We start from the raw sequence: 24,869 nt of genomic DNA on the forward strand, positions 1-24,869 counted from the left end.
CAGGAGGGGTGATGACAAAAGATAACCAAACCGAGCAGTGGCGATCAGTGTCCGATGAAGAATGGCGTTCAAAGTTAACCGATGAACAGTATCGGGTGCTTAGGGAGCAGGGCACGGAACGCCCGTTTACTGGCGAATATCTCACATTAGATAAAACCGGAGAGTACGTTTGCGCCGGGTGTGGTCAGCCAATATTTGCGGCTAAAGACCAGTTTGACGCGCATTGCGGTTGGCCAAGTTTTGACCGGGCAATTGAAGGTGCGGTTGAGTATCGCCAAGATAAAACGCACGGTATGGTTCGCACTGAAATCGTCTGTAGTCGATGCCATGGTCATTTGGGCCATGTTTTTGAAGATGGCCCAACAGATACGGGACAGCGGTACTGTGTTAACTCCGTCGCTATGAATTATCCGGATAACGATTAAAGGTACCGGACTCTATTTCGGCGACAATATCTTTAGCAGCGTCTTGCCACCGATCGTATTCATCGTCGGTGGCATTGACGATTGCCCGAATTTGCTCTTCATTCATCGTTCTCGAGCCAAAAGCGATGGCTACCTGTGACCATATGTAGGCAGGCTTTATTTGCTCCTGCCCCAGATAATAAGTGACGAGTGACTCGGGAATTTCGACATTAAACCGTTGTTCGGGTTGGTACAGCCGAAGTGCGCTGAACAATAGGGATAACAGTTTTTGCTGGTCTTGCTTGGCATAGTAGGTGGCCAGCGCGAATTGCAACTCGTGGGTTTGCACGGCTTTGGTATCTTCAAGCGCCAGCAGTTTGTCCAAAGCTTGCTCGTCGCTGCGATTAGCCCAGTGCCAGTACAACAGCAGCGGAGCTTCACTATTAGCGCTTTGTTCAGCACGTTTTTTAATGGCTTTTAGGCTATTCAGATAAGCTTCGATACGATGCGATTGTTTATCTTTTAATTTGTGATGTTCAATATTGGACGCAAGCTCGATGCATTGTGAGTAGGCCTGTAAATCCTTTAATAGATAATATTGTCGTTCAGCGCTATTATTCTGCTGGTGTAAAAAACGTGAAATAATCAATTGTCGGCGCTCTGACCGACACCAGTTATCTTCATTTAAGTCATTACACAGTGCCGGGTCTTGTTCACACATCTCGCGGACGGTAGGCATTCGCTCACCGCAAGCTGCCACTATCATGCTGGAGAAAATCAGTGTTACAAAAGACATTTTTAACGGTATTTGCATTAAATAACTCTCGATTTTAGTTTCGATTGGCTAATGGCCCGGCTTTTAAGTACAATAACGCCGAATTTTTAAGCTTACCACAGAACGAGGACAGAGCTAATGAACTCAACCCAACAAGATCCAACCCTATCAAGCTGGCAAGAACGTCAGGAGTACGCTGAGTTAATGCAGCCGCTTATCGGCAAATTATACCGTAACTTTGGTGTAGAGATCTTGGTTTATGGACGTTCGCTGTTGAACGTTGACACTATTAACATTATTAAAGCGCATCGCCTGATCCGTCGGCATGAAGGGCAAAAAGTCCGGTTGCGTGAGAGTTTCCCGTTCTTAAAAGCGTTAGCAGAAATGCAGCTTGCTCCGGGACGTGTTGACCTCGGTAAGCTAGCCTACGGCTATTTGTTTGGTGGAAAAGCCAATGAGTTATCAGTAGAAGATTATATCCGTCAGGAATTGAGTGAGATTGTCGACGTAGAAGATAGTATCGAACCGCGCGACGTCGTATTGTACGGTTTCGGGCGTATTGGTCGCTTACTTGCCCGGTTATTGATTGAACGTAACGGTGCCAATAATAAGATGCGGTTGCGCGCTATTGTGGTCCGTGGTGGGCGTAAAGGCGACTTAGAAAAGCGCGCGAGTCTGCTACGCCGTGATTCAATTCATGGACAATTTAACGGCTCAATCACCGTCGATAAAGAAACCAATAGCATCAAAGCCAACGGCACCAGCATTCGGGTTATATACTCAGACGGCCCTGACCAAGTTGATTACACCCATTACGGCATTGATAATGCCATTGTTATCGATAATACGGGTATCTGGAAAGATGAAGCGGGTCTTGGTCTGCACCTTCAGTCAAAAGGTGTTGCTAAAGTGTTGCTGACGGCGCCATCAAAAGGCGACATAAAAAATATTGTATTTGGCGTTAACGATAAAGATATCGAAGACGACGATCGTATTGTTTCCGCAGCTTCCTGCACAACCAATGCGATCACTCCGGTACTGAAAGCACTTAATGACGAATATGGCATCAATAATGGCCACGTTGAAACTGTGCATTCTTACACCAACGATCAGAACTTGATCGATAATTATCACAGTGCTGAACGTCGTGGCCGCTCGGCGCCGCTTAACATGGTTATTACTTCAACCGGTGCTGCTAAAGCAGTTGCCAAGGCATTGCCGGAGCTAAAAGGTAAACTAACGGGTAACGCGATTCGAGTGCCTACGCCTAACGTTTCAATGGCAATTATGAATCTGAACCTGGCTAAAGCGGCAACACGAGACGACTTGAATGACCACTTGCGTCAGACGGCGTTGCATTCGGAACTTGAGAGTCAGATTGACTACACCGCGTCGACTGAGATTGTTTCTTCGGACCTGGTTGGTTCTCGCTACGCAGGTATCGTCGACTCTCAAGCAACCATTGTTGAAGATGACCGTGCCGTACTTTATGTTTGGTACGACAACGAATTTGGTTACAGTTGTCAGGTAGTTCGCGTTGCAGAAGCGATGGCTGGTCTTAAAGTACCTAACTTACCTCGTTAAACTATACGAAATAGCAAAGCGCCTGAGTTGGCGCTTTTTTTTAACAGAATAGACAGAACACACGTTAAGGGAACTCTATGCATATTAATGCTGCATTTGATAGCGGTAATATCAATGTTATAAAAGCCGAACATCCGGACGACATTCGGCTGGCTATCAACAAAGATAACCAGTCTGACTTTTATCAGTGGTTCCATTTTAAACTGTTTGCTGAAGCTGGCGAAGAACACGTAATGACCATTAAAAACGCGGGTCAATCAGCTTACCCCGATGGCTGGAAAGACTATCAGGCGCTAGCCTCTTACGACCGTGATACCTGGTTTCGTGTGCCAACCGAATACAATGGCAAGGAATTAACCATTCGCCATACCCCAGAGCAAGAGTCGGTATTTTATGCCTACTTTATTCCTTATTCTTATGAACGTCATCAGGATCTTGTGCAGACAGCGCAGCAATCCGTTGATTGTTATCATGAGCTGTTGGGCGAGACTCTCGATGGCCGTGAATTAAATTTGTTGATTGTCGGTGAACCGGCTGAACACAAAAATACGATTTGGGTGACTGCTCGTCAGCATCCGGGTGAATCTATGGCTGAGTGGTTTATGGAAGGCTTTATCACTCGCTTACTGGATGATGAAGACGGTGTTAGCCGCAAATTACTCGATAACAATGTGTTTTATCTGGTTCCTAATATGAACCCGGACGGTAGCGTAAGAGGGCATTTACGAACCAACGCGGTAGGTACTAACCTAAACCGTGAATGGGCTGAACCTAGCCTGGAAAAGAGCCCGGAAGTATTTTATGTATTAAAACGCATGCAGCAAACTGGCGTTGATATGTTTTTGGACGTCCATGGCGATGAAGCACTACCTTATAACTTTGTCGCTGGTTGTGAAGGTATTCCGTCTTATGATGAACGCCATCAAGATCTGGAAGATACTTTTAAAGCTGCGTTACTGACTGCTACACCAGAGTTTCAAACGCAGTATGGCTACGAGTTTGATGAGCCTGGCAAAGCCAATATGACAGTGGCAAACACAGCGGTCGCAGAACAGTTTAAGTGTCTTTCTTATACGCTGGAAATGCCATTTAAAGACAATGCTGATTTACCGGACGAGGATTTTGGTTGGTCAGTTGCTCGTTGTCAGCGTCTAGGTGAAGATGTTTTAACGGCAATGTTGGCAGTCTCACCTAAATTGCGTTAATAATAGATAAATACCCACGTCAAAAAATAACAATAATATTAAGGGGAGCTCACGTTGGAAACGCTCAATAACTTTTTACTCTGGATTGACGGGTTCTTAGGCTCTGCAGCCTATTTCCCGTTTTTACTCTTAGGGGTTGGTTTATTCTTTACTCTTTATCTTGGCTTTCCGCAGGTGCGGTATTTTCGTCATGCCTGGAAAGTGCTTGGTGGTAAATTTGATAAAAAAGGTACTCAGGGTGACACCACTCACTTTCAGGCGCTGTCGACTGCGTTATCCGGCACCGTAGGTACCGGTAATATCGGTGGCGTAGCACTGGCTATATTTCTCGGTGGACCGGCGGCAATTTTCTGGATGTGGATGACCGCTTTTCTTGGTATGACAACCAAGTTTGTGGAAGTAACACTGTCGCATAAATACCGGGTAAAAACTGAAGACGGCACCATGGCCGGTGGCCCTATGTACTACATGGATCGTCGGTTAAACATGAAGTGGCTAGCAGTCATCTTTGCTATTGCCACCATTATTAGTTCATTCGGTACCGGCAACATGCCGCAGATCAATAACATTGCTCAATCAATGGAACAGACGTTCGAAATTGATCCGGTAATCACCGGCGCGGTGTTATCCATACTGCTGGCCATGGTCATCATCGGTGGTATTAAGCGAATTGCAGCGGTTACCTCGAAGATCGTGCCAATAATGGGTTTACTGTACGTTATTGGCTCACTAAGCGTTATTTTCTTTAATATTGATAACATCGGCGAGTCGTTTAGCTCTATCTTCACCAACGCCTTCAGTGGTTCTGCAGCAGCAGGTGGTTTCTTAGGAGCAAGCTTTGCTTACGCCTTCAACCGTGGTGTCAACCGTGGTTTGTTCTCAAACGAAGCGGGTCAGGGTTCAGCACCCATTGCGCACGCGTCCGCGAAAGCATCGGATCCCGTATCAGAAGGCTTGGTCTCTATTTTGGAGCCTTTCCTCGATACCATTTTGATTTGTACCTTAACCGGCTTAGTTATCTTGTCGTCCGGTGTCTGGAGCGAAAAATTCGAAAACAATTTTGCGCGCAGTGACCTCGACTTTATCGCCGGGGAATATAGCGATAAAAATGAACCCGACCGTGAAGCATTATATGCTTATTTAAACCAAACCTCGGATAACGAAATTGAACGTTACAACGGTACGGTAGAAGTTATTGACGGCGAGGCTCAAAGTGATGGTGAGTTCACTATCCTGCACGCGCGCTCAGTTGCTGAAGATGTTCGCTTTATCGTTGCTGGTGAAGATGCTTATACCGGCACGGTAACGGTAAATAATGGTAACCTGATTAAAGATGATATAGAGGTTGTCGGTAAGTCTTTGGTACACTCGGCGGCTTTAACATCACTGGCATTCGCTAACGGTTATTTTGGCGATTATGGTCAGTACATTATTCCGTTAACCTTGTTAATGTTTGCTTTTTCAACGGCCATCGCCTGGTCTTATTATGGTGATAGAGCGGTCGTGTACCTGGTGGGTCAAAAAGGCGTAATGCCTTATCGAATCCTTTATGTCGCTGGTTTTTTCTGGGCGTCGTTTGCGGATACTACCTTGGTCTGGACCGCATCTGCTGTAGCCATTGTGTTAATGACACTGCCTAACTTGTTGGGCATGCTGCTGTTGCACAAAGAAATGAAAGGCACGGTAAAGTCTTACTGGAAAGACTTTGATAAAGAAAACAAGCAAAAGTAACGGCTTAAACAAAAGAATTAGGTAATTTATGGCGTTAGCACAATGTCCATCATGTAATAAGCGCGTTTCGTCAAAAGCCAAAGAGTGCCCGCATTGTCATTTTGTCTTTGCGGGCCAGTCTGAGGAAGATTTGCAACGCGAATTTATCCGGTTGCAGCAAGAAAAGAAAGACAAGCTGTTGTCGCGTTCGATGTTAGCATTGCTGCTGGCAATTGCGGCGTTTGTCTATTTATTTTTGCAACAGCCTCTACCAGACAGCTGGCAATACAATACAGCTATTGGCGTAATGATTGTCGGATTACTCTGGTTTATTATTAATCGTGTACAAATGTTATTTATAAAACGAAAAAGACGGTAGGGCAGAATCGCGTGCAGTTTGATGATTTAATAAATTCAATGAGTCGTGAGACTTATGATCGTCTTGTTACAGCCGTCGAAACCGGGCGTTGGCCTGACGGCAATAAATTGACTGATGAACAACGAGAAAATTCGTTACAGTTGGTAATGGCTTATCAGGCTAAATTCATACCGTCGGATCAGCATATGAGTATTGGTAAGGACGGTAATATGCTAATGAAGAGTAAGCGTGATTTAAAGCAACAGTTCGCCGAACAACCCGAGCAATCAATTGCTCGCTTTACACTCGATGACTCATCCTCCAATAATGATTAAGGCTTTAAATGATTGATGCAAACGAGAACAGCGAATTGCTGAGGCAGTGTCAGGCAATTACCGCTGACGAGCCAGATTTAATTGCCAACCTGGCTAACATTTCAGCGTTAATTTTTGACGGCTTAGACGATATCAACTGGGCCGGGTTCTACTTAGTTAGAGGCCAGGACGAATTGGTTTTAGGACCGTTCCAGGGCAAAGTCGCCTGCGTTCGCATCCCATTTGGTAAAGGCGTATGTGGCGTGGCTGCACAACAGCAGCAGTTACAGCACGTTGATGATGTTCATCAGTTTAGTGGACACATCGCTTGTGATGCAGCATCAAACAGTGAAGTCGTTGCTCCGATTGTGATTAATAACAAAGTGGTCGCGGTACTAGATATTGATAGCCCCAGCGTTGGTCGCTTTTCGGTAAAAGATGCCGATGTAATCGCTGAGATTGCACAGCATTGCACACAACTTGATTGGTCGCAGTTAGGATAAACCACTGTTATGATGCATACCTTTGATGTACAGCTGTTTTTAGTCAGCCATAGTGACACTTGGTTTTTTGAAGGCCATGAAGAGCAGGCGGCTGATAATATTAACGAGATGTTGCATTTAATAAACCAGTATCAACAACAATCTGATACGGTGGAGCAGTTAGAAGAAGCAGTGCGCAGAACTCTATACGATTGGATCGAGGAGCCTGCCTTACTGGAATTAGAATTCGAAGAAATGGATGACTACGTGAAGTCCGTTTTAAAAGTTGTTCGTGAACAGGAAGAAGATTGGAATGAATGAACCGGTTAAGCTGACTAAAAGCAAAGATGTTATCGCCTATTTAGCGGAGAAATTCCCGGCGTGTTTTTCAGTAAAGGGGGATGCGAAACCGTTAAAAATTGGCATCTTTGATGACTTGGCGAAGCGCCTTGAAGACGACGAAACGGTCAGCAAAACACGGCTTCGCACGGCATTGCGCCATTACACCAATAGTTGGCGCTATTTACACAGTGTCAAACAAGGGCAACAACGCGTTGATCTCGAGGGGAACGAGGTAGAACCTGTTACCGAAGAACATCAACAGCACGCCGAAGAGTCGTTGCGGGAGTCGAAAGCTAAAGTTGCCGAGAAAAATAAAGAACGCAACAAGCAACGCCAATCGGATCCGGCAAAACGCGAAGCTCGCGCCAAAGTTCCGGCAAAGCCGGCGAATAAAAGTAAACCAACGAATAAAAAGCCTCGTAATAAAACAGCGAAGCCTGCACCAAAGCTTAATGATGTGGAACTAAACGCATTATCTATTGGTCAACAGGTACAGGTAAAAGCAGGTAATCAACCGATGCCGGCAACTATTACCGAAATTGACAAAGATGATATTCAGGTTCGTTTAGATAACGGTTTGAGTATGAAAGTTAAAATTGACAATGTGTTTGTTAAGGCTGACTAAAAAATTTAAGAGGTAGGAGTCGTCAATGAAGTATCCATGGGTAAAGAAAAGCACGCTGGCCTTGTTGCTGGTGTCGCCTTCACTGTTGGCGGTTCCACCAACGCATGACATTTCTGAGTTACCTCAGCTACAGCAAGAAGATCATCACGATACTGCCGCGGAGCGCGCTACCGCTTACTTTACTCGATATCACTTTTCGCAGCCTGCTCTCAATAATGAACTGTCCGAAAAAATCCATGAGCGTTATTTAGAGCTGTTAGATTTTAATAAGATGTTTTTATTAGAGTCTGACGTTGAAGGGTCTGAAGAGTACGCCAACCTGTTTGATGACATGTTAGAAAGTGGTGAGCTTGATGTCGCTTACAATTTGTATCAAACAAGTCTGGAGCGTCGTTTCGAGCGTTACCAGTATGCGCTGTCATTACTCGACGAAGACCAGCCTATGGACTTCACTGTTGAAGACGACAAATACTATTACGACCGAGAAGATAAAAACTGGGCGGGTTCTGAAGAAGAGTTAAATGACCTTTGGGATGCGCGGGTGAAGTATGATGCGCTGAATCTAAAATTGACCGGTAAAGAGTGGCCAGAAGTTGTTGAAATGCTGGGTAAACGCTACAACAGTGCTCTTAACCGATTGACCAAATCGAAAAGCGAGGATGTCTTCCAGACATTGATGAATGCCTTCGCCCGCTCGGTCGAAGCTCATACTAGCTATTTATCACCGCAAAACTCGGAACGGTTCCGGCAGAATATGAACCTGGAGTTGGAAGGCATTGGTGCGGTCCTGCAATCAGAATATGACTACACAGTCATCAGAAGTCTGGTTCCTGGAGGTCCTGCAGACAAGACCGATAAATTATCGCCGGAAGATAAAATTATTGCCGTAGGGCAAGGTGTTGGCGATGATGCGGAAGATTTTGTCGATATTATTGGCATGCGGCTTGATGACGTTGTTGAGTTAATTAAAGGGCCGAAGGGCAGTAAAGTTCGACTACAAATTTTGGAAGCCTCGCAGGGGACAGGCGGTACTCCGACAGTCGTTGAAATTACGCGGGACAAAGTAAAACTTGAAGACCGTGCAGCAAAAGCTGATGTTGAAGTGCCCGAGGAAGGGCCTTATAAAGGCCGGCGAATGGGTGTTATTGAAATCCCCGGTTTTTATAATAATTTGACCGCTGACGTTAAGGGCTTACTCGATGAGTTGCGCGAACAAAAGGTTGAAGGCATCACTGTTGATTTAAGAGGAAATGGCGGCGGTGCATTAAGCGAAGCAATTAGTCTGAGTGGTCTGTTTATTGATAAAGGTCCAATTGTTCAAGTTAGTGATGGCCGCGGACAAGTGGATGTCAGCGCCGACAGGGATGGTAAAGTTTATTATGACGGTCCACTGGTGGTTATGGTCGATCGTTACAGCGCCTCGGCATCCGAAATTTTTGCGGCGGCAATGCAAGACTACGAGCGTGCTTTGATTGTCGGTGAAAACACTTTCGGTAAAGGCACCGTCCAGCAGCATCGCGGATTAACACGTCGTTTTGATTTCTATGATAAGCCTCTGGGCAGCGTTCAGTATACGGTCGCAAAGTTTTATCGAATTGACGGCGGCAGTACGCAAATGAAAGGCGTGCAGCCTGATATCGAACTACCGTCATATGTAGAAGCTGCTGACTGGGGTGAGAGTAAAGAAGATAACGCGTTACCCTGGGATAAAGTAGAAAAAGCGTCTTATAAAGCACTGAACATGGTCGATCAGGATGAGTTTGCCGAGTTACAGAAGAGCGCGAATGAACGGATCGAATCTGATCCCGAATTTGAGTACATTTTCGATGAAATCGAGCGCTTACGTACTGAACAGGATAAAACTTGGGTTAGCCTGAACATCGAACAGCGTGAAGCTGAACAAAAGCAACAGAAACAGCTTCGGTTGCAGCGCCTGAATGACCGCTTGAAGCGCCAGGGTAAAGAGCCGGTTGAGTCGGTTGATGACGTTGATGAAGAAACGCTGGATGTCGATCCATTCTTGCAACAAACATTAGCGATTGGCTTTGATTATATCGATGAAACTCAGTTAGCGAATAATAAAAGCTAGTAAGAACTCCATAAGTGTTTAAAAAACCGCCGATTACGGCGGTTTTTTATTGTTTGCGTGGCAAACAAGGGGATTTTATGGTCAACTATTCCGTTATAAAAAATTGACCTAGAACAACAATGAAAATAACAAATACAATATCAAGTCGCTGGTCAAGTAGACTCTCCTTTGTACTCGCATCGGCTGCAGCAGCGGTTGGGCTGGGTAACATTTGGAAGTTTCCATACGTGATGGGCGAGAATGGCGGCGGGGCTTTCGTACTTATCTACCTGCTGTGTATCGCGTTTATAGGCTTACCAATCATGATGGCTGAGGTGGTCATTGGCCGGCGCGGCAGACATTCTCCCGGCTATGCTGCAAAAGCTGTGGCTGAGGAATCGGAGAAGAGCTCAGGCTGGCAGATTGCTGGCTGGTTGGGTATGTTAACCGGCTATTTAGTTCTTAGCTTTTACGCGGTCATAGCGGGCTGGGCGCTTGCCTATGTTTTTAAAGCGGCCAAAGGCACCTTTAGCGGCGCTGGTGCGGATGCTATTGCCAACAATTTTGGTGCTCTGTTAGCGTCGCCGTGGGAGCTGACCTTATGGCACACATTGATCATTGTTGCTACCGTGTTAGTGGTTGGCAACGGAGTTAAGGATGGTCTTGAACGAGCAGTGCGCTTTTTGCTACCCGCAATGGTTGTATTGCTGGTCGGTATAGCTATTTACTCCGGCAGCATTGGAGATTTTTCGGCCGCTGTGCAATTCATGTTCGAACCTGATTTTAGTAAACTCTCGGTTAACGGGGTGATGATCGCATTAGGTCACTCGTTCTTTACCCTGGGGTTAGCGTCGGGTGTGGTTATAATGTACGGTGCTTACCTCCCGCGCGAAACCTCAATTGTGCAGACCAGTATTTGGATAGCGATATTAGACACATTTGTCGCCTTACTGGCGGGGCTGGCTATCTTCCCGTTGGTGTTTGGCTTTGGCTTAACACCGAGTGAGGGACCAGGGCTTATTTTTACCACGTTGCCGATTGCTTTCAGTGAAATGCCGGCAGGGGCTTTAGTTGGCACGATCTTTTTTGTCATGCTCGTAATGGCAGCTTTTACCTCGGCCATTGCAATGATTGAGTCGTCCGTTGCTTTTGTTGCCGAAAAGTTCAAATTAGGGCGTTGGCCATCAACACTGATCTCCGGTGTTGTACTTTGGTTACTAGGTCAGTTAACGGTACACTCCTTTGCCGGAGCTAGCTGGACCCAGCTAGATTTCTCTTGGTTTGGAAAACCCATAGCGAGTATTTTTGACTTTATTGACGTGCTTACGTCCAGCTTATTGTTGCCGATTGGTGGTTTATTATTGGCCATTTTGGCGGGCTGGGTGATGCTTAGAAAACATTCAGAGGACGAGCTGGATTCCACTAAAGGGCTCTATGACATTTGGCTCTTGTGTCTAAAATACGTAGCACCGATTGCTATCATCATTATCTTTTTACAGCTTATTGGCGTAATTAAACTTTAGGTTTTTTAACAATGACAAAAACTATAAAACAGCCATCATTACTGCAGGCATTAATACCGCTATTAGCACTAATTGTTATGTTAGCGTCGTCGGTCTATTTTTTCGGTCAAGACTCGTCGTATGGGCCTAACCAGATTGCTCTGTGGGTTGCATCGGGTATAGCTATCATCGTTGGTTTTCGGAACGGCTTTAGCTGGGAGCAGATAGAAGAGGGCATTACCGAGGGTATTTCTGTCGCCTTAGGCGCCATGTTAATTATCTTAGCTGTCGGTTCGTTAATTGGTACCTGGCTACTGTCAGGGACCGTACCCACGTTAATTTATTACGGACTAGAGCTGTTAAATCCCAGTTTATTTTATGCTGCCAGCTGTATCATTTGTGGCTTGGTCGCGCTGTCTATCGGCAGTTCCTGGACCACAGCGGCAACCATTGGTGTTGCGTTAATGGGCGTTGCTTCTGGTATGGGACTAGAGCCAGCTATCGCAGCGGGTGCTATTGTTTCAGGCTCCTATTTTGGTGACAAAATGTCACCGTTATCGGATACCACCAACCTGGCACCGGCAGTCAGCGGAACGGACCTGTTCTCGCATATTCGTTACATGGGTTATACCGCCGGACCTGCGTTTGTTATTTCAGTCGTTATTTTCCTGTTCCTCGGCCTTAACGCAGATAGCAATGTCAGCCTGGCACGTTTAGAGCAAATGCAACAGCAACTGCAAGGTGCCTTTAATATTGGCTGGGAAATGTTAGTTCCACTGTTTGTTTTGCTTTACCTGGCCGCAACCCGCAAGCCGGCTCTGCCGACAGTGTTCTTCGGCGCGTTACTGGGTGGCTTTTGGGCATTATTGTTCCAACCGGATGTGGTATCACAGATGGCTGGTGATACCAGCCTGTTATCGGGCATAAAAGTGGTATGGCTGGCGATGTCGGACGGTACCGTGGTCAGTACTGGCAGTACCAACCTTGATTCATTGCTTAGCGGCGGTGGTATGGTGAGTATGCTCAACACCTTGTGGCTTATATTAAGTGCGATGACGTTCGGCGCCATCATGGAGAAGTTGGGTCTGCTTAAACGGTTTATCCAGGGTATGTTGACATGGGCTAAAAGCGTTGGCTCATTAATTACCGGAACTATTTTTACCTGTTTTGGTGCCAACGTACTAACCGCTGATCAATATATGGCGATTGTGCTACCGGGCCGGATGTTTAAAGAAGAGTATGAGCGCCGCAACCTTGATCCCCGCGTGCTGTCCCGTACCTTAGAAGATAGTGGTACGCTGACCTCCGCTTTGATCCCATGGAACACCTGTGGTGCTTACATGTTCAGCGTACTGGCAGTAAGCCCGTTTGAATACGGCATCTATGCTTTCTTTAACTATTTAACACCGCTAATTGCTATTGTTTTTGCTTACACTGGCTGGACTATTTTATATTTGAAGCCTAACCACGAAACACAAACGCAGTAATGGATGTATATGTCACAGAAAACGGCGAAGTATCGTAAAGATTATAAAGCTCCTGACTTTACCATCGACACCGTCGACCTGACGGTAGAGTTGGATCCCGTTAATACGCGGGTGACCAGTACTATGGTGGTGCGCCGCCAGGGCAATCATCAACAACCGTTAGAACTGGACGGTGAGGGTTTGACGCTGGAATCGGTATCAATTGATTCAGAGTCGATACCAGAGCAGCAGTATACGGTGACCGATCAACAGTTAACAATAACGACCGATAAAGAACATTTTACCCTGACTGTGGTAAACAGTATTAACCCGCGGGATAACAAGGCCCTGGAAGGACTTTACCTGGCCGATGGTACCTATTGTACACAGTGCGAAGCTGAAGGCTTTAGACGCATTACCTATTATTTAGACCGACCTGATGTACTGGCTAAATTTACCACCACAATTATTGCTGACAAACAAAGTTACCCGTTTGTATTGGCGAACGGTAATTTAATCAAACAAAGCGAAGAGGGCGACAAACGGATTGCGGTTTGGGAAGACCCATTCCCGAAGCCAAGCTACTTGTTTGCATTAGTGGCCGGTGATTTTGATGTGTTGCGTGACACATTTACCACTCGCGAAGGTCGCGAAGTAAAACTTGAGCTGTTTGTTGATAAAGGCAATCTGGATCGTTCCGACCATGCGATGACGTCGCTAAAGAACGCCATGAAATGGGATGAAGAGCGCTTTGGGCTGGTCTACGACCTCGATATTTATATGATTGTTGCGGTCGACTTCTTTAATATGGGCGCAATGGAAAACAAAGGCCTTAATGTTTTCAACGCGAAATACGTGTTAGCTAACCCGAGGACTGCAACCGACCAGGATTTTCTTAACGTAGAATCGGTGATCGGCCATGAATATTTTCACAATTGGACGGGCAACCGTATTACTTGTCGGGACTGGTTCCAGCTTAGTTTGAAAGAGGGCCTGACTGTGTTCCGCGATCAAGAATTTAGTTCTGATCTCGGCTCGCGAGCGGTTAATCGCATTCAGGATGTAAAAATTATCCGGTCACATCAGTTTACTGAAGATGCTGGTCCTATGGCGCATCCAATTCGGCCGGACAAAGTGTTGGAAATGAATAACTTCTATACGGTTACGGTGTATAACAAGGGTGCTGAAGTCATCCGAATGCTGCACACGCTGCTGGGAGAAGAAGGTTTTCAGCGCGGTATGAAATGCTATGTCGAACGGCATAACGGTCAGGCCGTTACCTGTGAAGATTTTGTAGCCGCGATGGAAGCGGCGAACGGAGCCGACTTTAGTCAGTTTCGTCGCTGGTATTCGCAAGCAGGAACGCCGCAAGTTAAAGCGACTGTTGACTATGATAACGACAACAAGCAACTCGTGGTGTCATTGCGGCAACACACGCCGGCAACACCGGGTCAGGAAACTAAACAGCCGTTCCATATCCCGGTTAAATTATCGGCACTTAACCCTGCCGGTGAGGTTATTCAGTTAACTGATACCGTGCTGGAATTGACCGAAACAGAACAGGATTTCCGGGTCAGTGGTGCATTTACTGATAAGCTAACCGCGCAGCAACAACCGGTAGTATCGCTATTCGATAACTTTTCTGCTCCCGTAAAAGTCGAGCGTGAGATAAGTCGCGACGAATTACGCACGTTAATGGCATTTGCCCCCGACCCGGTTAGTCGTTGGGATGCCTCTCAACAATTGTTTGCGACATTAATTCATGAGGCGGTAGCCAAAGAAACAACGGTTCAGGTGGATGCGGATACGGTGCAAGCTTGTCGTGAACTATTAAATAGTGACACAGACCCGGCACTCATCGCGTTGGCGTTAACACTGCCAAATATTGCCACACTTGCCGATAGTTACTCGGTCATACCGGTGGAAAAACTTCGGCATAACCTTAAACGTTTGAAACGGCATTTGGCTGAATCGTTGGAAGACAGTATTCGCGAGCGTTACCAACAGTTGTCTGCTGAACTTGACAGTAATGGATACCAGCTACAGGGGCAGGACATCGCAAGACGTCAATTGCGCAATACATTGTTGAGTTATCTGGCGGAAGTTGAAACTGAAAGCGATTGGTTTATTGAGCGGTACCGTCAGACCGATAATATGACGGATAGTCTGGCTTTGCTGCAGGCGACGGTTTGGACTCAGCATCAGCAGGCACAACCATTACTGACATTATTTGATGAGCAGTGGCGTGGTGAAAAGCTGGTTATGGACAAGTGGTTCCAAACACAGGCGCTGGCTGACAGTTCGAATACCGTAGAGGCGGTACAAAAACTGATGGAACATCCAGACTTTACCCTGGACAACCCGAACCGGGTATACTCATTACTGGCAGCTTTCACTCAGAATGTCGCTCAATTTCATCGAGTCGACGGAGCCGGATATCGATTGGTCGGGCAGGTCATCCGTCAGCTTAATGACAGCAACCCACAGGTTGCCTCTCGTCTGTTAAGTGCCTTTGTCTCCTGGCGTCGTTACGACGCTGATAGGCAGGCGCTGATGAAGCAGGAGCTTGAGCAATTAAGGGCTTTACCTGGGTTGGCCAGCGACTTATTTGAAAAAGTCGAAAATAGTTTAGCTGCATAATTATTTAGAGTTTTCATTCAACAATAAGCGACCACCGTGATCGATAACAATGACGATTGACTACTTGTTTTCTGTATCGATGAGTTACCAGGAGTTTACCGAAATCTATTACGGTGGTGGTGCGCAGCAGTTAGTTGTTACATCAACGCAAGGCACTCGTGTGTCTATTCCGGCCGGGCGCATGGTGCCTTTTGTCGACTCTTCAGGGGTTCGGGGCCTATTCCGCCTTACCGTTGATCAGAGCAATAAATTTGTTGCTTTACAGCGCGTTCGCTAGATAGTTATTAGACAAAATCTCATAACCTAATGAGGTGGCTGGTCTAAAGAGTTAACTATTACTGGAAATAGCGTTGAAAGCCCGCGTCAAATGTCCGACAATAACATCAATCATAGATTATCGGGCCGTGGGTCGCTGTTCGGCTTACCTACGACGTTTCACTACTAAAAGCTCAAGGACTCTGCAATTATGTCGTTGGTCGATGGTCAGTCTCCAGTTCTGCTGGAAAAAGTCGTTGAATTAATTAAGAAAAAAGTCTCGTCCTCTCAATCCTCATTGGTACAGGAGTTTGCTAAACGCTTGTATCGCAACATTGCCTCTGATGATCTTAGCCACCGTAATGACAGTGATATGTACGGTGCGGTACTAGGACTATGGCACAGCTTTAACGAATATAAGCCTGGTGATAAGGCTCTGATTAAAGTTTATAACCCGGATGTTCCCAACGATGGCTGGGAATCCCCGCATACCATTATTGAGATTATTCAAAGTGATATGCCGTTTATGGTCGATTCTGTGCGAATGGCGCTGCAACGCATGGGCATTACCACGCACTTGCTATTGCATATGCCGATCAGCCACGAACGGGATGCGGATAACCAGGTAACTGAGATGCTGAAGCCCGGTACCCGGGGCGATAATCACGTTGATACCGTTTTCTTAATTGAGATCGACCGTCAAACCGATAACGAAGAGATTAAAGCCATACGCAAAGAACTGATTTCAGTCATGGAAGAGATCAGCCTTGCAGTTAACGACTGGAAAACAATGCGTGAACGTCTGCATAGCGTTGCCGACAATGTGAACGGCGAACAATATCCATGCAGCAAGAAACAGAAAAGTGAGATTCAAAAGTTTCTCAGTTGGTTAGCAGACGATAATTTCACTCTGGTTGGTTACCGCTCATATGATTTGAAGCCGGTGAAAGGAGATTATGAATTAAAGCAGGTGAAAAACAGTAGCCTTGGCTTAATGCGTAACTCAGAGTCGGATAAAGGGCGGTTAATATCGACGCTTCCAGAAGACGGCCGTGAAATTAGCCATGATAAACGTATCTTACTGCTGACCAAGACCAACTCTAAGTCACGCGTGCATCGTCCTGCTTATTTTGATTACATTGGAATTAAACGCTTTGACGAAGATGGTGATGTTATTGGTGAAGAGCGTTTTATCGGTCTTTATTCGGCTAATTTTTATAACGATAGTGCGCGTGATATTCCGCTAGTTAGTGAGAAAATCGGCCGGGTTATAGAAAGTTCAGGTTTTGCACCACAATCTCATGCGGCGAAAGCACTATTGAATATATTGGAAACCTATCCGCGGGATGAAATTGTGCAGGCTAACGATGCCGACCTGCTGGAAGTGGGTTTGGGTGTTCTGCAGATGCAAGAACGCGATATGACGCGAGTATTTGTGCGGCGTGATATTTTTGGGCGGTTTATGTCGATAATGGTGTATGTGCCGAAAGAGCGCTACAACACGATACTACGGGAGCGCACCCAGCAAATATTGCAGCGTACCTTGAACACCGATTACGACGTTGATTTTACCACCTATTTTTCTGAGAGCGCATTAGCTCGTACGCATTACACAGTGCGTTTACGCGATGAACAACAGGATGTGAACGTGAAGGAATTAGAACAAAACTTGATTGAAGCGGCTCGCACTTGGGAAGACAACTTCGAGCGTATTGTTCACTCCACCTTTGGTGAGGCTAAAGCCACACAACTGTTAAAGCGCTATGGTTCGGCATTCCCACGTTCTTACAAAGAGGAGGTGCTGCCATCGGTTGCTATTTCTGACTTAAAGCAGCTGGAATCATTAGACGATGCGCATAAACTGGGCATGGTGCTATACCGTGCGCAAGAGGAAAAAGACGACAGTGTTCATTTGCGTCTAAAGCTATTCCATAAAGACGAACCTATTCATTTGTCCGATGTTTTGCCGATGCTAGAAAACTTCGGGCTGCGAGTTATCGGTGAGAGTCCTTACCCAATTCGCACGGCCGATGGTGTAACTTATTGGATACTTGATTTCCAAATGATCCACACTGGCGGCTCACTTGAATTAGAAACAACTCGTGAACTGTTCCAAAATGCCTTTGCCAAAGTTTGGCGCGGCCAGCTCGAGGATGACGGCTTCAACCGTTTAGTGCTAGGCGCCGGCATGACCGGGCGGCAAGTGACTATCTTGCGTATGTTAGCTAAGTACATGCGTCAAATTGGCACCACATTTAGTCAAAGCTATATCGAGAGTACCTTCAGCAAATATCCGCTGTTAGCGAAACTGGTTGTAAAAATGTTCTTTACCCGCTTCGAACCGGGCACTAAGGGCATGGATAAGAAACTGGAATCTTTGCACACGCGAATAAATGGGGAACTGGACAACGTTGCAAACCTGGACGATGACCGGATTATCCGCCGTTATGTTGAGTTAATTGATGCGGCGTTACGGACCAACTTTTTCCAGCCCGACGCTGAAGGAAATGACAAACCCTATATTTCGGTGAAGTTTTTACCTGAACTGATACCGGAAATGCCCTTACCGCTGCCTAAGTATGAAATCTTTGTCTACTCACCACGAGTTGAAGGGGTACATTTAAGAGGCGGCAAAGTTGCTCGCGGTGGTCTGCGTTGGTCTGATCGTCGGGAAGACTTTCGTACCGAAGTACTTGGCCTGGTCAAAGCACAGCAAGTTAAGAACACCGTTATTGTGCCGGTCGGTGCTAAAGGTGGCTTTATCTGTAAAGCGCTGCCGGAAGACCGTGAAGGGATGATGGCGGAAGGCAAATCCTGTTATAAAACCTTTATTCGGGCGTTGCTGGATATTAGTGACAATATTGTAGAAGGTGAGGTTGTAGCACCGGAGAACGTTGTTCGCCATGACGACGACGACTCTTACCTTGTGGTCGCGGCTGATAAAGGAACGGCCACTTTCTCAGATATTGCTAATAGTATCTCGGCCGAATACAACTTCTGGTTAGGTGATGCTTTTGCTTCTGGTGGTTCTGTTGGTTACGACCATAAAAAAATGGGTATTACCGCTCGTGGAGCCTGGGAATCAGTTAAACGCCACTTCCGCGAAATGGGAATTGATTGTCAGTCGACCGATTTCACCTGTTTAGCGATAGGGGATATGGGTGGTGATGTTTTCGGTAACGGTATGCTGTTGTCAAAACATACTCGCTTGCAGGTTGCTTTTAACCATTTACACATATTTATCGACCCTAACCCTGATGCGGCTAAGTCGTGGAAGGAACGCGACCGGTTATTTAAATTACCTCGCTCAAGCTGGGAAGATTACGATAAAGATCTCATTTCTAAAGGCGGTGGCATTTTTAACCGCAGCGCGAAAGCGATTGAGCTTACGCCTGAAATCAAAAAGATGCTGGGAACCAAGAAGAAATCAATGGCGCCAAATGAATTGATCAGAGCTTGCCTGACCATGGATGTTGATTTGATTTGGAACGGCGGCATTGGCACTTATGTTAAAGGCAAGCAGGAAACTGACTCTGATGTTGGCGACCGGGCAAACGATGCATTACGAGTGAATGGTTCGGAGCTCAATGCTAAAGTTATTGGCGAGGGCGGCAACCTCGGTATGACTCAGTTGGGACGAATTGAGTTTGCACAAAATGGCGGACGGATTAACACCGACTTTGTCGACAATGTCGGTGGTGTCGATTGCTCCGATAACGAAGTTAATATTAAGATTCTGCTGAATAGCCTGGTTAACAGTGGCGACTTAACTAAAAAGCAGCGTGATAAGTTGCTTTATGACATGACCGACGAAGTGTCTGAAATTGTGCTGGATGACTGTAATCGCCAGACATCGTCGATATCTGTAACGGCTCTGCGTGGAGCTGATCAGATAAAAGAGCTGCAGCGCTTTATTCATGAACTTGAGCGTCAGGGATCGTTAAACCGCTCACTTGAATTTTTGCCCAGTGATGATGAGCTAGCAGAACGACAAGCCGCAAACCAAGGCCTGACACGACCCGAGTTATCGGTAATTACTGCTTACGGCAAAATGGTGCTAAAAGAGCAGCTGATTACCGATGAAATTACCGAGGATCCTTATCATTCTCGCGAGCTATTTGAGTCGTTTCCGCGACCGTTGCAAAAGCAATTTGCTGAAACCATGGAGTCGCATCCGCTTAAAGGTCAAATAATTGCGACTAAGTTAGCCAATAATATTGTTAACGATATGGGTCCTAACTTTGTCCTGCGTAAGCAAGAAGCCACAGGAGCATCAGTCGCTGAGGTTGCTTCATCCTATGTGGTGGCGCGCGAATGCTTCCGGGTTGAAGAGTTATGGCAGCAAATTGAAGAATTGGATAACAAAGTTCCTGCTGAGTCGCAGAACGAAATATTGTTCCAGCTGCGCCGCATGGTGCGTCGTGCTACTCGTTGGTTCTTACGTCACCGTAATCCGTCATTGAACGGCATTCAGGAACACATAGAGTTTTACATGCCGGCGTTCGATGACTTGCGTGAAAACTGCTTAAACTATATGACCGAGGAAGAAGCAGAAGTATTGCGCGACTCCGCCAAGAAATATCAAGAGCTTGGCTATCCAGCTGACTTAGCGAAGAAGATAGCCTGCCTTAGCACGGTATTCTCGGCAATGGACGTGGCAGAAATTGCGCACGATACGCAGCAAAGCTTTAACATTGTTGGTGAGCTTTACTTCCACCTTGGAGCGAAACTGAATCTGCATTGGTTCCTTAATCAGATAAACCAGCAACCCGTTGCCAACCATTGGCAAGCGTTGGCTCGCGCCGCGTTCCGCGAAGAGTTGGATTGGCAGCAACGCTCGCTGACATTGGTGGTGTTGAAGTCTACTGAGGAAGCCAACAAGCCAGAACAAAAACTGCAAGACTGGATCGATCAAAACGAAGCCTTGTTGCAGCGTTGGCAGAGTATGCTTTCTGACTTCCGTACAACGAAAAGTCATGAGTTTGCAAAATTCTCAGTTGCCTTGCGCGAATTAATGCTACTAAGCCATAACTGTGCACCTAAGGTAGGCGGCTAGTGTATCAACTGCTAAGACGTTGGTTATTTGCACAAGATGCTGAGGATTCTCACGATTTAACGCTTGGCATTTTAAGACGCTTTGCAAATACACCGTTGTCGCTGTTCTGGCGACAACGGTTGCCTGCAAAACCTGTCGAAGTTATGGGGCTTAAGTTTCCAAACCCGGTAGGTCTGGCTGCCGGCCTGGATAAGAATGGTCGCTGTATACGAGCATTTGGGCAGATGGGATTTGGCTTTATCGAGATCGGTACGGTGACACCAAAGCCCCAGCCGGGAAACCCAAAGCCGCGTTTGTTTCGGCTGCCGAAAGATCAGGCCATCATAAACCGTATGGGTTTTAACAATGATGGTGTTGATGCGCTGGTCGACCAAGTAAAAAAGGCCCGTTATCACGGCATTGTCGGAATTAACATCGGCAAAAATAAAACCACTGAAGAAGCTGATGCACTGTCAGATTATTTAATTTGTCTGGAAAAAGTGTATGCGCTGGCCGACTACATCACTATTAATATTTCCTCACCGAATACCCCCGGCTTAAGAAACTTTCAACATGGCGATGCATTAAACGCACTGTTAGAAGGATTGAAAAGCCGACAGCGGGCATTGGCTGAAGAAATAGGGCGTTATGTTCCGTTAGTGGTTAAGATTGCACCGGATTTGACCGAAGAAGAAGTCAAAACCATGGCTGAGGCATTTAATCAGCAAGGTATTGATGGAGTCATTGCAACCAACACGACCTTGTCTCGCGAAGGTTTGAAAGATCAGCAATTAGCTGAGCAGGCCGGTGGATTAAGTGGTGTTCCGGTGCGGTCATTAAGCACCGGCGTGATTAAGCTTTTACGCCAACATCTGCATGAAGACATTCCGATTATCGGTGTGGGTGGAATTGACAGTTTACAATCAGCTAAGCAGAAGCTGGATGCGGGAGCGAGTTTAGTGCAGCTCTATACCGGGTTTATTTATAAAGGCCCTAAGCTGGTTAAAGAAATTGTAAACAAACTGTAAGCTAAACTTGTCAGGCGTCGCTACATTTAGTATTTTAGATGTGCAAATTCCCATATTATAATTAACAAGGAACGATTTTGCACGACTCAACCCAGTGGTTTTGGCTGTACAGCCCGGAGAAACAACAGCTGGCGATACAAACAGATGAACCTGAACCTTATACCTTGCCGTATAAGAGTCAGCAGCTGGTAAATATTAGTTTTACAAAACAGCCGCTGGACATTGAGGATGCAAGTTTGTATCAGTCGATTGTGGAGTCGTTACAATCCTATCCCGCAGAGTCACTAAAAGCTTCCCCAGAGCAAGTTGCCGTTAACGCGGTTGCATTTAAGCGTTTCGGCTGCCCACAGATGCCACAGAGTTGGCATTTTCAGAAGTCTGACCTGGAACAGTGGTCCAGAGAGCGGACGCTTTGTGAGTTAAACTCAGGTTTCGATCAAGGCTTGTTTTTAATTCTGGATATTGATGATGAATTTGCCAGCTGTCTATTAATGAGTTCGTCAATGCAGGTATCTGCGATTAAGACATTAAAGCAATTTCAAGTCATGAAAGTCCTCAATAACCGTTTGTTACCAGCGACCATAGATCTGGCTGCATCGACACAAAAAGACTGGACACAAAAGCTGGCTTAAAAAAAAGATTATTAAAAATGAGTAATTTCTTTAGAAAGGAATCGGAAGAATTGGTTGCGGGGGCAGGATTTGAACCTACGACCTTCGGGTTATGAGCCCGACGAGCTACCAGACTGCTCCACCCCGCGTCCGATTGAGGTGCATAGTAGAGACCTTTAGCGTTTAACGCAAGCGCTATTTTCAGATTTATTACCGTTCGATTAAATATTCGGCACTTTGCTGATAAACTCACCAAAACAGGCGCTATTAAAGACACCGATGCCTGCCTTCTGTATAATCATTGCCATTGTTTATTATGGGTTTTACGAACTTCATGCAAAGATACTTTATCGCCTGCGCAAAAGGCATCGAACCGTTACTTTTTGACGAACTACAAACGTTGGGAATAACGGATGTAAAACAAACGCTTGCAGGTTGCACGATTCAAGCTTCGCTGGAGCAAGCTTATCAGGTTGCCTTATGGTCCCGCCTTGCGAGCCGGGTGCTGCTTGAACTCGGTAAAGCCGAGGTAACTACCGCTGACGATATTCAGGCGGTGATTACACAATATGACTGGCAGCAGGTATTAGATCCGAGTGCGTCCTTAGTCATCGATTTTAATGGCCACAGTGAACAAATACGACATACGCAGTTTGGTGCGCAAATCATTAAAGATGGTATTGTCGATTACTTTAAAGCTTTGGGTCAGCAGCGCCCATCAGTGGATAAACAGCACCCCGATATCCGTATAGCGGCAAGATTGCATAAGGGCGAACTAGTTTGGTCTTTAGATTTTAGTGGTGAAGGCTTGCATAGAAGGGGCTACCGACTGCAGCAGGGCGAAGCGCCGTTGCGGGAAAATTTGGCGGCTGCGATTCTATACCGTGCCGGCATCGAAGAGTTTTTAGGAAAGCCCGAATTTAACTTTTGCGACCCGTTCTGTGGTTCCGGAACACTGGTGATTGAAGCCGCTATGATGGCGCTTGATCATGCTCCGGGATTAGCTCGGGCAAATTGGGGCTTTTTAAACTGGAAAGGGCACCAGCCAAAAGTTTGGCATGAACTGCTTGAGCAGGCGGAGCTGCGCTTCAAGAAAGCTCGCGCAACGTTTACCGGTCGTATCGTTGCCAGTGATATTAATTCCCGATTAGTGGCTATGGCTGAGACTAACAGCAAACGGGTGTTACTGGATAAGTTTATAGAATTCCGCCATGAGAATGCTATGGAAGTCGAGGCACCGGCTGAGAATGGGCTGCTGGTGAGCAACCCGCCATACGGTGAGAGACTCGGTGAGGAAGTGGAAACGTTATTGTTATATCGCCGTTTTGGTCGTCAGCTGAAGGCACAGTTTAGTGGCTGGAAAGCAGCTATATTGGCCGGCGATGAGAGCTTACTTAAACGCTTAAAACTTCGTAGCGATAAAAAGTATCGCTTCCACAATGGCGCGCTTGAAGTCACGCTTGCTAATTACGACTTAACCAAAGAGCAACCAGAGTTTACCGAAAATCAAAACAATGACATTGCTAACCGGCTCCAGAAGAACCATCAGAAGCTGTCAAAGTGGGCCCGTAAAGAGCAGCTGGAAGCCTGGCGTTTGTACGATGCAGATTTGCCGGACTACAACGCTGCAATTGATGTTTATCAGGACTACTTAGTGGTACAGGAATATGCACCACCGAAGACAATTCCAGAAGGGGTTGCCCGCGATCGTTTATGGCATTTGCTCGAAACGATTAGCGATGTTCTGCCTTACACCGAGGACCACATTATTTTAAAAGTGCGGCAGCGGCAATCGGGTACTCAGCAATATCAAAAGAAAAAAGAACCCGCGGAGAGCGTGGTGTTGCATATCAATGAATACGCCGCGCAGTTTGAAGTTAATTTAACTGACTATCTGGACACTGGTTTGTTCCTTGACCATCGACTGGTTCGCAAAGAACTTGTCGATAAATGCGATGGTCTGGATGTTTTGAACTTGTTTGCTTACACCTGTTCCGCATCGGTCCAGGCGGCACTTGGTGGAGCCAACCGTGTTGTATCGGTGGATATGTCAAAAACTTATCTACGCTGGGGTGAGCGTAACTTCAGGCTCAATGGTCTGAACAATCCTAACTATGAGTTCATTCAGGCTGATTGCTTTAACTGGTTGCGAGAGAATCGCCAGCTTGACCCATTTGACGTTATCTTTCTTGATCCGCCAACGTTTAGTAACTCGAAACGAATGGAAGGAACGTTGGATATTCAGCGCGACCACGTTGGTTTAATAAAAACCGCGGCACGGTTATTAACTGAGGATGGCGTTATTTTGTTTTCCAATAACCGCCGAAAATTTAAGATTGACGAAGAAGCTTTAGAAAAGGCGGGCTTTTCGGTGAATGATCAAACCGAGGCGTCCATTCCAGAGGACTTTAAACGCCATAAAGGTATTCATCATTATTACATTATTTCAAGAATTTAAGCGCTGA

Annotated in this window: 19 protein-coding genes and 1 tRNA gene; 18 read left to right on the forward strand and 2 right to left on the reverse strand. The window is 46.2% G+C overall.

The genetic code is table 11. The annotated features are described in order from the left end of the window. Window positions 1-11 precede the first annotated feature (11 nt). Window positions 12-425, forward strand: a complete 414-nt coding sequence (gene msrB / locus CWI81_RS03435; RefSeq protein WP_126783820.1) for a peptide-methionine (R)-S-oxide reductase MsrB — start codon at window positions 12-14, stop codon at window positions 423-425. Here the strand turns inward: msrB and CWI81_RS03440 are convergent. Then, entirely contained in the window at window positions 400-1,218 is an 819-nt protein-coding gene (locus tag CWI81_RS03440) for a DUF2989 domain-containing protein (protein ID WP_126783821.1), read from the reverse strand. The genes msrB and CWI81_RS03440 overlap by 26 nt on opposite strands. Window positions 1,219-1,317: 99 nt before the next feature. Here CWI81_RS03440 and CWI81_RS03445 point away from each other — a divergent pair, with 99 nt between their 5' ends. From CWI81_RS03445 to CWI81_RS03520, 16 genes are all read left to right on the forward strand, one after another. Further along, window positions 1,318-2,763: a glyceraldehyde-3-phosphate dehydrogenase gene (locus tag CWI81_RS03445; RefSeq protein WP_126783822.1), complete on the forward strand. Its 1,446-nt coding sequence runs from the start codon at window positions 1,318-1,320 to the stop codon at window positions 2,761-2,763. 77 nt (window positions 2,764-2,840) lie between these two features. Then, complete coding sequence (locus tag CWI81_RS03450) at window positions 2,841-3,968, forward strand: M14 family metallopeptidase (RefSeq protein ID WP_126783823.1); 1,128 nt, start codon at window positions 2,841-2,843, stop codon at window positions 3,966-3,968. Between the two features lie 54 nt (window positions 3,969-4,022). Continuing rightward, window positions 4,023-5,699 carry an alanine/glycine:cation symporter family protein gene (locus CWI81_RS03455; protein ID WP_126783824.1) on the forward strand — a complete coding sequence of 559 codons (1,677 nt, stop codon included), beginning with the start codon at window positions 4,023-4,025 and terminating at the stop codon, window positions 5,697-5,699. A gap of 28 nt (window positions 5,700-5,727) precedes the next feature. Further along, window positions 5,728-6,057, forward strand: coding sequence for an eL43 family ribosomal protein (locus CWI81_RS03460; RefSeq protein WP_126783825.1), 330 nt, complete (start codon window positions 5,728-5,730; stop codon window positions 6,055-6,057). A gap of 11 nt (window positions 6,058-6,068) precedes the next feature. Continuing rightward, window positions 6,069-6,371 carry a YeaC family protein gene (locus CWI81_RS03465; RefSeq protein ID WP_126783826.1) on the forward strand — a complete coding sequence of 101 codons (303 nt, stop codon included), beginning with the start codon at window positions 6,069-6,071 and terminating at the stop codon, window positions 6,369-6,371. An 8-nt stretch (window positions 6,372-6,379) separates the two neighbouring features. Then, the gene (locus CWI81_RS03470; RefSeq protein ID WP_126783827.1) at window positions 6,380-6,853 is read left to right on the forward strand and encodes a GAF domain-containing protein; all 474 of its coding nucleotides are present in this window, start codon (window positions 6,380-6,382) and stop codon (window positions 6,851-6,853) included. Window positions 6,854-6,862: 9 nt separating this feature from the next. Then, a complete protein-coding gene (locus tag CWI81_RS03475) occupies window positions 6,863-7,153 on the forward strand; it encodes a hypothetical protein (RefSeq protein ID WP_126783828.1) in 291 nt (96 codons plus the stop codon). After that, complete coding sequence (gene proQ / locus CWI81_RS03480) at window positions 7,146-7,799, forward strand: RNA chaperone ProQ (RefSeq protein WP_126783829.1); 654 nt, start codon at window positions 7,146-7,148, stop codon at window positions 7,797-7,799. The genes CWI81_RS03475 and proQ overlap by 8 nt, the downstream gene beginning before the upstream one ends. Before the next feature lie 25 nt (window positions 7,800-7,824). Further along, window positions 7,825-9,888 carry a carboxy terminal-processing peptidase gene (gene prc, locus CWI81_RS03485; RefSeq protein ID WP_126783830.1) on the forward strand — a complete coding sequence of 688 codons (2,064 nt, stop codon included), beginning with the start codon at window positions 7,825-7,827 and terminating at the stop codon, window positions 9,886-9,888. Window positions 9,889-10,007: 119 nt separating this feature from the next. Then, window positions 10,008-11,390 carry a sodium-dependent transporter gene (locus CWI81_RS03490; RefSeq protein ID WP_126783831.1) on the forward strand — a complete coding sequence of 461 codons (1,383 nt, stop codon included), beginning with the start codon at window positions 10,008-10,010 and terminating at the stop codon, window positions 11,388-11,390. Between the two features lie 11 nt (window positions 11,391-11,401). After that, window positions 11,402-12,856: a Na+/H+ antiporter NhaC gene (gene nhaC, locus CWI81_RS03495; RefSeq protein WP_126783832.1), complete on the forward strand. Its 1,455-nt coding sequence runs from the start codon at window positions 11,402-11,404 to the stop codon at window positions 12,854-12,856. Between the two features lie 9 nt (window positions 12,857-12,865). Then, window positions 12,866-15,475, forward strand: a complete 2,610-nt coding sequence (gene pepN, locus CWI81_RS03500; protein WP_126783833.1) for an aminopeptidase N — start codon at window positions 12,866-12,868, stop codon at window positions 15,473-15,475. Between the two features lie 49 nt (window positions 15,476-15,524). Further along, window positions 15,525-15,752: a DUF2835 family protein gene (locus CWI81_RS03505; protein WP_126783834.1), complete on the forward strand. Its 228-nt coding sequence runs from the start codon at window positions 15,525-15,527 to the stop codon at window positions 15,750-15,752. A 189-nt stretch (window positions 15,753-15,941) separates the two neighbouring features. After that, window positions 15,942-20,786, forward strand: coding sequence for an NAD-glutamate dehydrogenase (locus CWI81_RS03510; protein WP_126783835.1), 4,845 nt, complete (start codon window positions 15,942-15,944; stop codon window positions 20,784-20,786). Next, a complete protein-coding gene (locus CWI81_RS03515; RefSeq protein ID WP_126783836.1) occupies window positions 20,786-21,793 on the forward strand; it encodes a quinone-dependent dihydroorotate dehydrogenase in 1,008 nt (335 codons plus the stop codon). Before CWI81_RS03510 ends, CWI81_RS03515 begins: the two co-directional genes overlap by 1 nt. 77 nt (window positions 21,794-21,870) lie before the next feature. Further along, window positions 21,871-22,425, forward strand: a complete 555-nt coding sequence (locus CWI81_RS03520) for a cell division protein ZapC domain-containing protein (protein ID WP_126783837.1) — start codon at window positions 21,871-21,873, stop codon at window positions 22,423-22,425. A gap of 51 nt (window positions 22,426-22,476) precedes the next feature. On the opposite strand, the gene CWI81_RS03525 is transcribed toward CWI81_RS03520, so the two are convergent. Beyond that, window positions 22,477-22,553 (reverse strand) — tRNA-Met (locus tag CWI81_RS03525). 185 nt (window positions 22,554-22,738) lie between these two features. On the opposite strand from CWI81_RS03525, the gene rlmKL reads away from it, so the two are divergent. Beyond that, on the forward strand, window positions 22,739-24,862 hold the full coding sequence (rlmKL, locus tag CWI81_RS03530) for a bifunctional 23S rRNA (guanine(2069)-N(7))-methyltransferase RlmK/23S rRNA (guanine(2445)-N(2))-methyltransferase RlmL (protein WP_126783838.1): 2,124 nt from the start codon (window positions 22,739-22,741) through the stop codon (window positions 24,860-24,862). Window positions 24,863-24,869: the final 7 nt, after the last annotated feature.

It is taken from the genome of Idiomarina seosinensis, from assembly GCF_003987275.1.
Classification (GTDB): Bacteria; Pseudomonadota; Gammaproteobacteria; order Enterobacterales; family Alteromonadaceae; genus Idiomarina; species Idiomarina seosinensis.

Coding starts and splice junctions, on each gene's coding strand:
- msrB (WP_126783820.1), top strand. CDS start 12: ATGACAAAAGATAACCAAACCGAGCAGTGGCGATCAGTGTCCGATGAA.
- CWI81_RS03440 (WP_126783821.1), bottom strand. CDS start 1,218: ATGCAAATACCGTTAAAAATGTCTTTTGTAACACTGATTTTCTCCAGC.
- CWI81_RS03445 (WP_126783822.1), top strand. CDS start 1,318: ATGAACTCAACCCAACAAGATCCAACCCTATCAAGCTGGCAAGAACGT.
- CWI81_RS03450 (WP_126783823.1), top strand. CDS start 2,841: ATGCATATTAATGCTGCATTTGATAGCGGTAATATCAATGTTATAAAA.
- CWI81_RS03460 (WP_126783825.1), top strand. CDS start 5,728: ATGGCGTTAGCACAATGTCCATCATGTAATAAGCGCGTTTCGTCAAAA.
- CWI81_RS03470 (WP_126783827.1), top strand. CDS start 6,380: ATGATTGATGCAAACGAGAACAGCGAATTGCTGAGGCAGTGTCAGGCA.
- CWI81_RS03475 (WP_126783828.1), top strand. CDS start 6,863: ATGATGCATACCTTTGATGTACAGCTGTTTTTAGTCAGCCATAGTGAC.
- proQ (WP_126783829.1), top strand. CDS start 7,146: ATGAATGAACCGGTTAAGCTGACTAAAAGCAAAGATGTTATCGCCTAT.
- prc (WP_126783830.1), top strand. CDS start 7,825: ATGAAGTATCCATGGGTAAAGAAAAGCACGCTGGCCTTGTTGCTGGTG.
- CWI81_RS03490 (WP_126783831.1), top strand. CDS start 10,008: ATGAAAATAACAAATACAATATCAAGTCGCTGGTCAAGTAGACTCTCC.
- nhaC (WP_126783832.1), top strand. CDS start 11,402: ATGACAAAAACTATAAAACAGCCATCATTACTGCAGGCATTAATACCG.
- pepN (WP_126783833.1), top strand. CDS start 12,866: ATGTCACAGAAAACGGCGAAGTATCGTAAAGATTATAAAGCTCCTGAC.
- CWI81_RS03505 (WP_126783834.1), top strand. CDS start 15,525: ATGACGATTGACTACTTGTTTTCTGTATCGATGAGTTACCAGGAGTTT.
- CWI81_RS03510 (WP_126783835.1), top strand. CDS start 15,942: ATGTCGTTGGTCGATGGTCAGTCTCCAGTTCTGCTGGAAAAAGTCGTT.
- rlmKL (WP_126783838.1), top strand. CDS start 22,739: ATGCAAAGATACTTTATCGCCTGCGCAAAAGGCATCGAACCGTTACTT.